Source organism: Aliterella atlantica CENA595, assembly GCF_000952155.1.
Lineage (GTDB): Bacteria > Cyanobacteriota > Cyanobacteriia > Cyanobacteriales > Chroococcidiopsidaceae > Aliterella > Aliterella atlantica.
In genome coordinates this window covers 312784-325594 of sequence record NZ_JYON01000002.1, presented here as the reverse complement: position 1 = coordinate 325594, position 12811 = coordinate 312784, and the positions used below count along the sequence as shown (strand labels likewise).

At 43.5% G+C, this 12811-nt stretch carries 11 protein-coding genes and 1 tRNA gene; 5 read left to right on the top strand and 7 right to left on the bottom strand.

Features of this window, described 5'->3' with window-relative positions; translation table 11 throughout:
- Positions 1-35 precede the first annotated feature (35 nt).
- On the top strand, positions 36-1010 hold the full coding sequence (locus UH38_RS26165; RefSeq protein WP_407640441.1) for a DUF2382 domain-containing protein: 975 nt from the start codon (positions 36-38) through the stop codon (positions 1008-1010).
- Positions 1011-1088: 78 nt separating this feature from the next.
- Here the strand turns inward: UH38_RS26165 and ftsH3 are convergent, their stop codons facing one another.
- From ftsH3 to psbZ, 7 genes are all read right to left on the bottom strand, one after another.
- Positions 1089-2927, bottom strand: a complete 1839-nt coding sequence (ftsH3, locus tag UH38_RS03960) for an ATP-dependent zinc metalloprotease FtsH3 (protein WP_045053310.1) — start codon at positions 2925-2927, stop codon at positions 1089-1091.
- 233 nt (positions 2928-3160) lie between these two features.
- A complete protein-coding gene (locus UH38_RS03955) occupies positions 3161-3952 on the bottom strand; it encodes an aminotransferase class IV (RefSeq protein WP_045053309.1) in 792 nt (263 codons plus the stop codon).
- A 49-nt stretch (positions 3953-4001) separates the two neighbouring features.
- Positions 4002-5270: a glutamate-5-semialdehyde dehydrogenase gene (locus tag UH38_RS03950; RefSeq protein ID WP_045053308.1), complete on the bottom strand. Its 1269-nt coding sequence runs from the start codon at positions 5268-5270 to the stop codon at positions 4002-4004.
- Positions 5271-5274: 4 nt separating this feature from the next.
- Positions 5275-5682, bottom strand: a complete 408-nt coding sequence (locus UH38_RS03945) for a hypothetical protein (protein ID WP_045053307.1) — start codon at positions 5680-5682, stop codon at positions 5275-5277.
- Between the two features lie 147 nt (positions 5683-5829).
- Positions 5830-5901, bottom strand: a tRNA-Gly gene (locus UH38_RS03940).
- 66 nt (positions 5902-5967) lie between these two features.
- Entirely contained in the window at positions 5968-6564 is a 597-nt protein-coding gene (gene ribH, locus UH38_RS03935; RefSeq protein ID WP_045053306.1) for a 6,7-dimethyl-8-ribityllumazine synthase, read from the bottom strand.
- Between the two features lie 149 nt (positions 6565-6713).
- Positions 6714-6902: a photosystem II reaction center protein PsbZ gene (gene psbZ, locus UH38_RS03930; protein ID WP_045053305.1), complete on the bottom strand. Its 189-nt coding sequence runs from the start codon at positions 6900-6902 to the stop codon at positions 6714-6716.
- A 138-nt stretch (positions 6903-7040) separates the two neighbouring features.
- On the opposite strand from psbZ, the gene UH38_RS03925 reads away from it, so the two are divergent.
- The 4 genes from UH38_RS03925 to UH38_RS03910 all read left to right on the top strand — a co-directional run bounded on the left by UH38_RS03925 (position 7041) and on the right by UH38_RS03910 (position 12686).
- Positions 7041-9803: a CBS domain-containing protein gene (locus UH38_RS03925; RefSeq protein ID WP_045053304.1), complete on the top strand. Its 2763-nt coding sequence runs from the start codon at positions 7041-7043 to the stop codon at positions 9801-9803.
- A gap of 111 nt (positions 9804-9914) precedes the next feature.
- Positions 9915-10238: a DUF6825 family protein gene (locus UH38_RS03920; protein WP_045053303.1), complete on the top strand. Its 324-nt coding sequence runs from the start codon at positions 9915-9917 to the stop codon at positions 10236-10238.
- 138 nt (positions 10239-10376) lie between these two features.
- The gene (locus UH38_RS03915) at positions 10377-12116 is read left to right on the top strand and encodes an ABC1 kinase family protein (protein ID WP_235355053.1); all 1740 of its coding nucleotides are present in this window, start codon (positions 10377-10379) and stop codon (positions 12114-12116) included.
- Positions 12117-12497: 381 nt separating this feature from the next.
- Positions 12498-12686 carry an NblA/ycf18 family protein gene (locus tag UH38_RS03910; RefSeq protein ID WP_045053302.1) on the top strand — a complete coding sequence of 63 codons (189 nt, stop codon included), beginning with the start codon at positions 12498-12500 and terminating at the stop codon, positions 12684-12686.
- The last annotated feature ends 125 nt before the right edge of the window (positions 12687-12811 follow it).

Below are 12811 nucleotides of genomic sequence, written 5' to 3'. Positions count from 1 at the left end.
AAATCAACGAAGCTAACTTATTTGAAGCTCCCGAAATGATGGCAATGGGAGAGGATATGGCTCTCAACCAATCTCCCGAAATGATGGCAATGGGAGATGAGACAGATATGTTCAATACTCCCGAAATTCCAGAAATGATGGCAATGGGAGATGAGAATACAGAACTATTTAACACTCCTGAGCTAAGTGGAGAAATCAACGAAGCTAACTTATTTGATGCTCCAGAAATGATGGCAATGGGAGAGGATATGGCTCTCAACCAATCTCCTGAAATGGTAGGAGAAACAAGCGAAAATAACTTGTTTGAAACTCCTGAAATAATGGCAATAGTCGATGACATAGACTCAACTCAAACTCTAGAGACGATCGCCCAAGTAGAAGAAAATCAACTAGAATCATTTGATGCTCCAGAAGTATTAGCAGAAATTGACAACGAAAACCTGAGCCAAACTGTAGAGGAAATACCAGAAGCAGGTGACATAGACTTAAACCAAACTCCCGAAACAACAGGAGGCATAAATGCAATGGAATTAGATCTAGGTGTAGGAGCAATAGCCGCTGCTGCTGCAAGCATTCCACTACTAGAAGAAAGGCTAATAGTTGACCGCAACAAAGAAAAAGTAGGCGAAGTAGTCGTCCGCAAAGAAATCGAAACGGAAATTGTAGAAGTTCCTATCCGACGCGAAAAACTAATTGTCGAACAAGTTGGCGCAGAAACCAAACAACTAGCATCAATCGATCTAGGACAAACTGAAATCCCTGGAGTTGAATTAGTTACAAGCAACACAGCAACCGCTCAAACTCAGAAAATTGTTAGTAGAGGTAATGAGATAGTTGTAGAAGGCGAATTTAGTTCCGCTAAGATCGCAAGTCTACTGCTAAATGCGATCGCTCTAGAACGCCGTCAAGGATGCAAGAAAATCCGCCTAGAAATCATCGTTGATGATAACGAACGTCAACAAACTTACCAAGAGTGGGTTGACCGCTGTTCGGTTAAACCATCACGATAAAACACCAGACTCAAATAAAAAAAGCGGGGTAGTCTAGTTCAATAGCTACCCCGCTTTTAAGTATTTAGAGATCGCCTTTTAAGCTAACGCTGCTGTCTTCACATCATTACTTGCTAACAAATCCTGCAACTCGTCAGCATCGACAGTCTCTTTTTCAACTAGCATATTAGCTAACAGATCGAGAATATGACGGTTACTTACTAGCACTTCCTTAGCGCGACGGTAAGCTACTTCTACAAGCTGACGAACTTCTTCATCAATTGCTGCAGCAGTTTCTTCAGAGAAATCGCGTTCGGCAACAATATCTCTACCCAAGAACATATTACCTTGCTGACGACCCAAAGCCACTTGCCCTAAGCGATCGCTCATGCCAAAGCGAGTCACCATTTGCCGAGCAACACGCGCTACTTGTTGCAAGTCGTTAGAAGCACCAGTTGTTACTTCTTCCTCACCAAAGATTAATTCTTCAGCAATCCGACCGCCTAAAGCTACCGCCATCTGATTTTCTAGATACGAACGGCTATACAAACCTGTATCCATCCGGTCTTCACTTGGAGTAAACCAAGTTAAACCACCAGCACGACCGCGTGGGATAATACTAATTTTCTGTACGGGGTCGTAGTCTGGCATCAAAGCACCAACCAAAGCGTGACCAGCTTCGTGGTAAGCTACCAAAGTTTTACGCTTTTCGCTCATTACTCGGTCTTTCTTCTCAGGACCAGCTAACACGCGATCGATCGCATCATTGACTTCATCCATCGAAATTTCTGTCAAGCTGCGTCTTGCAGCTAAAATTGCCGCCTCGTTCAACAAGTTAGACAAATCTGCACCTGTAAAACCAGGAGTCCGACGAGCAATTCTATCTAGGTCTACATCCTTAGCAAGAGTCTTACCACGGGAGTGAACCTTGAGAATTTCCGAACGTCCGGCATAATCTGGGCGATCTACGACCACTTGGCGATCGAAACGACCTGGACGTAACAAAGCTGCATCTAGTACGTCTGGACGGTTTGTAGCTGCAATCAAAATGATTCCTGTATTGCCTTCAAAACCATCCATTTCAGTTAGCAACTGGTTGAGAGTCTGTTCGCGCTCGTCATTACCACCGCCTAAACCTGCACCTCTTTGTCTACCAACAGCATCAATTTCATCGATGAAGACGATACAAGGAGCATTAGCTTTAGCTTGCTCGAACAAGTCGCGGACGCGGGATGCACCCACACCAACAAACATTTCTACAAACTCAGAACCAGAGATAGAAAAGAAGGGAACTCCTGCTTCTCCAGCTACCGCACGAGCTAGAAGGGTTTTACCCGTTCCTGGCGGTCCAACTAATAACACGCCTTTAGGAATTTTGGCTCCTACAGCGGTGAAGCGATCGGCATTTTTCAGGAAGTCTACAACTTCGTTTAATTCCAGCTTGGCTTGATCGATACCAGCAACATCATTGAAGGTAATTTGGGTTTGTGGCTCCATTTGCACTCTGGCTTTTGATTTACCAAAGTTCATGGCTTGGCTACCAGGACCGCTTTGAGCGCGGCGCAGTAGGAAAAATAAGCCCACCAATAGCAGCACTGGAACGAATATACTGCTTAAAACCCGAACCCAAGCACTATCATCAGCTTGAGGGGAAACTACTATATCAACTTTGTTTTTACTCAAGATGTCGATTAATTCGGCATCATTAGGTAAATTTACAATTCTCTTTTCGCCATCTTGAGGTGTTACCTGCGCTATAGACCGATCTGCACTCAGACTGACTCGCTCAACTTTGCCTTGGCGAACTTCTTGAATAAATTGGCTGTAAGACCAAGTTTCTCTGCTTTGAGGTTGTTTCTCAAAGAAAGCTGTACCCAAAGCTAGAACTACAATTCCTAGCAAAACATACAGCCCCGCATTTCTCCACCGTTTATTCACCGGGGTCTATCCTCCTAAACTTATACGTGCGAGGTATTTTTATTCTAATGTTAACTATTCTTAATTTACCTTAGAATTTTGCCATCTGCCATGTTAATGAGCAAAGGAGACAATGAAAACAAGGGGAATTTAAATAATTCGTAATTCGTAATTCGTAATTCGTAATTGAAGAGGAGACAAGGGAGAGTAGAGATGCAGCACTGCTACGTATGGTAGGGGACAGGGAAGAATAATTATTGCTTGGGTGGTGAAAATAGGTCTTTTAATTGTCGTAAGGCTGGATGATGCGGGTTGTAGTGCCTTTGGGTTTGTTGCTCGTTGATGGTGTGAAATGGAATAACTTCAACAACGCTGTTAGTGTAGGCGATCGCTTCAAACCCCCTTAATAACTCATTATGCCAATTTTCTTCCTTAACTTGCAGCCAATTAATTAGTTGCGATCGCACTGTTCCTGCTAAAATTCCTGCAGCTATTGGCGGTGTCCACCAATAACCATCTCGCCATCCCCACAAATTTCCGGTGCTAGTTTCCAACCAATTACCACTACTTGCATCTACCAAAATCGCCTCTTGAGCCAACTGTTGCTGGGCTAATTTTTGCGCTAGCCAAGCACTCAAATAATTTCCTGTTTTATGAGAAACAAGACTTCGACTTAACTGCGATCCAGATATAACGCTAGCTATAACACCATTTTTTTGTTTATTGGCTAAATCTGCTGGTAAAGCCCGCCCAATAATCCATTCGCGCCCATCAGGAAACAAAGTAATTCTCAGTACCGGAGAATGCTGCATCAATAATTCCGCGCCTTGACGCAATCGTACCCAATCAGGCTGCAACCAGCCAAAAGCTGTAACGCTATTGTAGAGGCGATCGCAATGCCCTTGCCAATTTGTCAAACCACTATCTAAAGACTGCTCGTAAACCCGCAGCGTAGTAAACACAGTAGCTCCATACAACAGCCCAGGATCGTCAATTGCGATCGCTAAACTATCGCCCTCAACCAAGCCACCGTCATACCAATAGATCCCCCTAATCCCCCTTATCCCCTCTTAATTACGAATTACGAATTACTTACTAAAGTCTGCCATTCCCTTGAACGATATGCTTAACCGTTGTCAGCGTCTCTAAGCTAATTAAGCCGCGTCTATGCCCTTTCTGGTTAGACATCCCTAAAAATACTGAATCCCCTCGCGATGGGTTGCGCGAAAAACGTGAGGAAGCATTGATATATGTAGAAGCGCTATTTACTCCCAAAGCAAAGTAGCGACTTTCTTGATAAGATTCAGTCACAATACAATCGGCGTGACCGCTACTGTGTTGGTTGATCCAATTAATCGCTGCTTCTAAGCTATCGACAATTTTAAAAGCTACTACCTTCTTTAAATAAGATTGATTCCATTCCGAGTCCGCAGCTAGCTTCAAATCTGTAAAGGCTTGAGCAAGTTCTGCATCTCCCCGAATTTCAAAGCCTTTTTCTTTTAGGCTATTCCACAAAGTTACTAACGCTGATGGTTGACTAGAGCGGTGAATTAATACTTTTTCGATTGCATTAACGGGATCGGGCTGACTTTGATGGCTATCTAAAATCATCGATCGCACCATTTCCAATCCCCCAGAAACCGACCAGTATAAATAACAATTGCCCATTGCTGTTTTTAAAACTGGCGCAGTTGATTGCCGCATAATCTGCTGTACCATACTAGGACGACCGTAGGGTATGACGAGATTTATGTATCGATCTTGAGTAACTAAATCTCGGACTATTGTACCCCCGCTATCCGCCGCTAGAAGTTGCAAGCTATCTGCTGGAATTTCCACTTCTTCTAGAGCCGATTGTAAAGCGTAGGCGATCGCGGCGTTAGAATTACTCGCCTCGCTACTGCCTCTTAAAATCAAACTATTACCAGTTTTAATGCACAATCCGGCTGCGATCGCTCCTAGTTGCGGGAATGCTTCGTAAATTAATGCTATTACCCCCAAAGGCATCAACTGACAGTAAGTTTGCGAGTCTTGCAGTTGATAGTCAGCGTTTCTTACTCGGCGCAAGGGGTCGGGCAACTCCCCCAGCCGTTCTAAAATTTCTATAGTTGCTTGCAATCTCTCTGGAGTAAGCTTGAGCCAGTCTAAAATTAGGTCTGGTACTGCCATTTCTCGACTAGCTTCCAAATCCAATGTGTTGGCTTCTAAGATATCGTTTACCGAATTTTGCAACGCCTGCGCCATTGCTAAAACAGCGCGACTGCGATCTACTCCCTTAGTAATACCTAGTTTTAGGGAAGCTCTATAGGCTCTTTCTACGGTGGCTATAGGCTCCATATTTACACCAAAAGCATTATCTGTCATTGCATCAATGTCTATTAGTAAGCCAGACCATGAATGCTGGTAATATAGCCACAATTACCGCCACTATCGTCCAAATCAAGATATTAGCACTATTGGGCGATCGCAGTGCTGATGGTAGCCAGCCAAATAGTAATACTAATATTGCTGCCAAAGCTATATATAAGTAACTCTGTTTTAGCTTAGATTGAGCCACTATCCAACGATTGCCTACCCATCGCCAAGCGGGTTTTTGCGGGTAGCTAGTTGCAACTTGTTCTAGTACGTAACCATTTTCTTCTACCACAAATAGCTTCTGACAGCGATCGCATCCCATAGCATCTGTCAGCACAATCGGAATCAAGCGCCCGCGTCGGCGACACGGACACGGGTATTCTGCATTTAAGTCGATTTTTTGTGGCTTTTGAGAATGCACGAGCGATCGTTTACCCAAATAAGTGTATTCAAAACTTATTTATTTATAATAACCAAGCCTTCCTAGAGGGTAAAGCATAGGGGTGTCACCTACCTTCTTTCCTTAGTTTATCCAACTCTAAATTTAAGCTACTTTTGATTTTTTCTAAGCGGGTAACGCGATTCGAACGCGCGACATTCACCTTGGCAAGGTGACGCTCTACCACTGAGCTATACCCGCGATTTCTAGTAAATCTTATATTCTCATAATCAAAGTAATTTGTCAAGTCTTTTTGACTGCATATCTTTAGCCTAGCTGTTCGGTTACGGGGGATTCGCTAGGATTTGCTTCATTAAGTTGGGCTGAGGCGCTTTTCAACTGTGGTGGTAATTGGGGATTACTGCTGTAGTCTAGATTATTCGCACTCGATCGCAATTTCCGCATCAAACTCGCCATTTCCAGAGCATTCATGGCATAATCCCAGCCTTTGTTGCTCTTAATCCCTGCTCTTTCCAAAGCTTGCTGCATCGTATCAGTTGTCAAAATACCAAAAATTACTGGCACTCCCGTCTGAAACCCAGCATTAGCTATGCCTTTAGCAACTTCCCCAGCTACGTAGTCAAAATGTGGTGTTTGCCCTTTAATAACAGCGCCCAAGCAAATTACCGCATCGTAGCGCCGAGTCAATGCTACTTGATTTGCGACCAGTGGCACTTCAAAACTACCAGGAACCCAATAATAATCTACGCGATCGCCATGCGGATCGGGATCTATGCCGTGACGTTTGAGGCAATCTTGACAACCTTCTAACAACTTGCTCGTAATTAAGTCATTAAACCTGCCAATCACAATCGCTATCCGCAACGGTTCTAATTGAGTAAAAGTACCCTCAAAAACTGCCATCAATATTTTCCACTTAATTTAGCTAAAACCGCTATCCGGCTAGTATTTAGCCTGTACATACATTTAAGTAGAGGCAATTAACTTATTACCTCTACATCCATCTATATCAAATACCCGAAGGCTCGATGTTTTTGACTGGAGCAAATTGCTTATGTAACTAAAAAGTTTAAAGCGCCTACCAAAAATACTAAGCCAATCCACGCAAAAGAGCCAAGCCATAACAGCCTTTTCGACTCATTCCAGCTTTGCGGAGTAGCATAAGCAACAGGAACGCCAACAATCATCACAAACGATAGAGCAACTAAAGCGACCAAAGCCAGTTGAAATAAGATTGTCATTATTAATTCTCCAAGACAGCAAAAATTTTGACTATTTTTCTAACATTACCTATTTGTTAAGCTATCAGAAATTGCACCCCTAGAGAAAGTAGGCAGTAAAGAAAGAATTTTGTCTCTATTGTCTATAGATACCAATTAATGGATTTAATTTTGTGCCACACGACAGCCGACTTTGACACGCTAGGAGCGGCTGTAGGATTAACTCGCCTGCTACCAGGAAGCCGGATTGTCATACCTGGAGGTTGTCACCCCGCAGTTAGGGAGTTTTTGGCATTGCACAAAGATGAGTATGCGACTATTGAGCGCCGAGCAGTCAACCCAGAGCAACTAAGAACAATAGTAATAGTAGATACGCAAAAACGCGATCGCTTAGGTGCTGCTGCCCAATGGCTGGATTTACCGCAAATTAAGCAAATTATCGTCTACGACCATCATTTAGGCAGTCAATCAGATATTAACGCCACTCAAACCCAAATCGACAACGTAGGCGCAACTACTACCATTATTGTGGAGCAACTGCAAAAGGCGGACATTAACCTCACAGTTGCCGAAGCAACAGTTATGGCGCTAGGCATCCATGTAGATACAGGTTCTTTGACATTTACGCAAGCAACAGCCAGAGATGCCCAAGCTTTAGCATGGTTAATGCAGCAAGGAGCAAGCCTACCTATAGTTAGCGACTACCTCGAACCAGGCTTATCTAGCGAACTGCAAGAATTATTAACTCAAGCAATTGAAAGCTTGCAAACAGCAACTATTAACGGCTATACGGTTGGATGGGTAATGCTGGAGTCATCTAATTATTTGCCAGGATTATCAGGTTTTGCATCGCAACTGATGCAATTAACCCAAAACGATGCTCTATTACTAGGTTCGCGCTATTTAGCCAACGAAGCAGAGGAAAGATTAACTATAATTGGGCGATCGCAAATTCCAGGTACAAATTTAAATATATTATTCCAACCTTTAGGTGGTGGCGGTCACGCTCAAGCTGCCTCAATATCGCTGCGGGGAGTAGATCCAGATGCAACATTACAACAACTGGTAGAAAATCTTACTCACCAAATTCCCCAACCACCCACAGCGCGGGATTTGATGTCATCCCCAGTACGTACCATCTTGCCAGAAACTACCATCGACGAAGCGCAACGAATTTTATTGCGATACGGACATTCTGGCTTATCAGTAGTTGACCAAGCAGGGCAATTAGTAGGTATTGTTTCGCGGCGCGACCTTGATATTGCCCTGCATCACGGATTTAGTCACGCGCCTGTCAAGGGCTACATGACAACCAATTTAAAAATAATTAGCCCAGAGACAACGCTGCCAAAAATTCAAGAATTGATGGTAACTTATGACATCGGGCGGTTGCCAGTTCTAGCAGCAGGGCAATTAGTAGGAATAGTAACGCGCACCGATATTCTGCGCGAAATGCATCAGGAGCAAGCAAGAGGCAATCGAGAAGCAAACGACACATCGCCAGCATCGCCCGTACAATACCCTGCATTAATAACATTATTACGCGATCGCCTAGCACCACCATTACAGCAATTACTAAATCGCGCCTCCCAAGCAGCCGAAAAACGCGGCTGGCATTTATATCTAGTAGGCGGAGCAGTCAGAGATTTATTATTAGCCCAAGCAGATACCCCATGTAGAGACGTAGCAGTGCTACGTCTCCCACACCCAGAGCATCCCACAGTATCCACCAACAAATTATTAATTCAAGACATTGACCTAGTCGTAGACGGTTTTCATCGCGCCACCGACGTAGGCGCAGGCGTAGAACTAGCAAAAGCCCTACAGCAAACCTACAACGAGGCAAGACTAGAAATTCACGGTTCCTTCCAAACAGCCGCCCTTTTGTGGCACAACGACCCCAACCTAGACTCATTATGGGTAGATATAGCCACCGCTCGTACAGAATTTTATCCTTACCCTGCGGCGAACCCTGAAGTTGAAGCAAGTTCAATTCGTCAAGACTTGTATCGACGCGACTTTACAATTAACGCCCTCGCAATGCGGCTGACATCTCCTCGCGCTGGAGAATTACTAGACTTTTTTGGCGGCTTGCTAGACTTACAAGCTAAAACAATTCGCGTTTTACACGCCAATAGCTTTATCGAAGATCCGACCCGAATATATCGCGCCGTACGCTTTGCAGTGCGTTTAGGCTTCGTTATCGACGATCGCTCCCAAGATTATATTCGTTATGCGATCGCCTCCGGTATCTACGAACTTCAAGGCGAAAATAAAGTTAGACCCGCACTTTCAACTAGACTTAAAAGCGAACTAAAATACATCCTCCAAGCCCCTTATTGGCAAGCTGCACTACGCTTGCTCTCTGACTTGGGCGCTTTGCGATGCATCCACCCCACTTTAAAATTAGACCGCGATTTGTGGCGACAATTGCGACGTGTAGAAATAGCAATTAAATGGCACGCTCCTACTCTAACTAATTGGCTGCTACGGTTAGAAACTATTCTTGCTTATCTCGCACCACCAGAACGCCGTAAAGTTGCGGAAAATTTGCAACTACCAGATGAAAGCATTAAAAGGCTGCAAGCATTAGCCGATACTGAAGCTAAAGTAAAAGAAATATTGCCCCAATGTCAGCTAAAAAGCCAAGTAGTAAAGTTATTGCATTGCTACGACTTAGCAACATTAATTTTGCTTGCAGTTCGCAGTCCCAAAATCGTTCGCCGCCAGATTTGGTTATATATTACTTGTCTATCTCAAGTTCAACCACCGCTAAATGGCAACGATCTAAAAGCATTAGGCTATAAACCAGGTCCCCAGTATCGGCAAATATTAGAAGATTTGTTAGCAGCAACCTTAGATGGCGAAATAAACGACAGATCCAGCGCAGAAAAATTTTTATTGAGCCACTATCCCCTGTAAAGTAAAGAAGTTTGTATAGTTTTTTAAAGCTTTGCTTTCTACTATTGGTGGAGGCAGCGAATTGACCAAGCAAGCTATAATCTTCGCGTATGGAGTGCAGAAAATTGAGCTATGACTAATCCTTTAATTCATGCTTTCTTTATGGGTAGGGCTGTAGCTGAAATCGTCAACGAACAGCTAGAAAATGCTTTAACCGATGCCCTAAGCGAACTTGGCAAATTTGATGCAGAACAGCGCGAACGCCTGCGCCACTTTACCCAAGAAGTCATAGACCGAGCAAATCACGCCGCAGAAACTTATTCAGGTAGCAGTAGTCCAACAGCTACTTCTCCAAGTTCCCCGCCTAGTGATGTTCAAGCAACGATCGATGACCTTAGAGCCGAAATTGCGCTTTTACGAGCCGAAATCCAACGCCATCGTAGTAGTTCAACATAACACTCTAAGTAGACTAAAAACTAGATTTAATGTAGGTATGAGTTATTTTATAACTCTTAACTACTTCCACCTGCTTGCCCCTGCACCCCTTGCAGTTTGCTCTCAACCCAAGCCCAAACACAAAGATTAGGAATTCGAGTGTCTGTCTCTCCTGCCCAAGGTTCTGTTACCCCTAAGCTGTATCGCAAGCGTAGGTCAACAGCTTATAAAGACAATGCTTACCGCTGGAATCGAGAAAATTACTCTCGAACTCGGCGATTTTTTGACATTTGGTTTTTTGTTTTCAGCTTGATGGCTGGTTTCTGGCTCAATAAAAAATCTTGGAGCTATCCTGGTGGAGTAACGGAAGAAAAACGGATTGCTAGACGCAAAGAGCAAGCCGTTTGGATTCGCAATACTTTGCTGGAGTTAGGACCAACATTTATTAAAGTCGGACAACTATTTTCTACCCGCGCCGATTTATTTCCGAGTGAATACGTTGACGAGCTTGCCAAGCTTCAAGATAAAGTCCCAGCCTTTAGCTACGAGCAGGTAGAACGTATTATCGAACAAGAGCTTGGTAAAACAACTCCTGAGCTTTTCCATAGTTTCGATCCTATTCCCATTGCCGCAGCTAGTTTAGGTCAAGTTCATAAGGCTACACTGCATTCAGGTGAAACTGTTGCAGTCAAAGTGCAACGCCCTGGTTTAAAAAAACTATTTGAAATCGATTTAGCAATCCTAAAAGGAATTACCCGCTACTTTCAGAGCCATCCTGAAATAGGTAGAGGACGCGATTGGCTAGGTATATACGATGAGTGTTGTCGCATTCTGTGGGAGGAAATTGAATACCTCACCGAAGGACGCAACGCCGATACTTTTCGCCGTAACTTTCGCGCTCAAGATTGGGTAAAAGTACCACGCGTTAACTGGCGTTATACTTCGCCGCGTGTTTTGACACTTGAGTACGTTCCTGGGATCAAAATTAGTCACTACGAAGCTCTAGAGGCGGCTGGTTTAGACCGTCGGGCTTTAGCGCGTCAAGGTGCTGAAGCTTACTTGCGCCAGTTGCTTAACGATGGCTTTTTTCATGCAGACCCCCATCCTGGAAATATTGCTGTAACTCCAGATGGTGCTTTAATTTTCTATGATTTTGGCATGATGGGACAGATCAAAACTGGCGTGCGCGAACAATTGATGAAAACGCTGTTTGGTATTGCTCAAAAAGATGCAGGTCAAGTAGTTACGTCATTAATTGAACTAGGAGCGATCGCACCTACAGATGATATGGGTCCTGTACGCCGCTCGATCCAGTATATGCTGGATCATTTTATGGACAAACCGTTTGAAAATCAATCGGTCAGTGCCATTAGCGACGACCTTTATGAAATTGCTTACAATCAACCTTTTCGCTTTCCAGCTACCTTTACTTTCGTGATGCGAGCTTTTTCTACTTTAGAAGGAGTAGGCAAAGGTTTAGATCCAGAATTTAATTTTATGGAGGTTGCAAAACCTTTTGCAATGGAAATTATGACTAATGGTAATGGTTCCCAAGGCAACACTTTTCTCAATGAATTAGGTCGTCAAGCAGCGCAAGTCAGCAGTACAGCGTTAGGTTTACCCAGGCGGCTAGAAGATACTCTAGAAAAACTCGAACGCGGCGATATGCGCGTCCGCACTCGTTCGATAGAAACAGAGCGCTTACTGCGCCGTCAAAGTAGCATTCAACTAGGCACTATCTACGCGCTGATTATCAGTGCTTTCACTTTGTCGGCTACTTTACTACTAATCAATCATTATCTGTGGTTGGCTGTAATCAGTTTGCTAGTTGCAGGGGGAATGGGTGTAGTCCTAACTCGGTTAATACTGCAACTAGATCGCTACGACAAAATGTTTTAACAATTTTTTCGACTATTGCGTATAAATTGCGATCTAAGCAGTAGGAAAACTCCTACTGCTTACTTTTTGCAGATCCCCATGTAGTCCCCTTATCCTTTTTTCAACATTTTTGAGTAAATATACTTACATTTTGTTCGCTTTGAGCATTTTTATCTAGTTCAACTTGCTAAAAATAGCCTAGTTTTCCGTATTAACCCGATTGTCAAGTTTATTTCTTTCGGTTTATATGGAATTACCTACTTAGAGGGACGGTCACTTTGTCAAATGTTTGTTATATTTTGTAATATAAACAAGAAACGAATTTGATTTCAGTCCGTTCGCCTAGGTTGCAAACAAATCTGCTAACAACAAACGTTCTCTTTATTTTTGTCGGAGTCAATTATGAACCAGCCAATTCAACTGTCTCTCGAACAGCAATTTAGCATCCGCTCCTTTGAAACCCAAGTACAGCAGATGAGCCACGAACAAGCTCAAGATTTTTTAGTCAAGCTGTACCAGCAAATGGTTATGCGCGAAGCAACTTATAAAGAACTACTCAAGCACCAATGGGGATTTGAAGGCGGAGCTTGAGCTTAGATGTATGTAATCCCAAACCGCCATTAAGGACTACCTCCTTCTCTTGCTAGGTTCTTCGAGCAGAAAAGAGCTAGGGATGTTGGGGCGATACCTTAACAGGCTTTTAAAATTGGTGATTA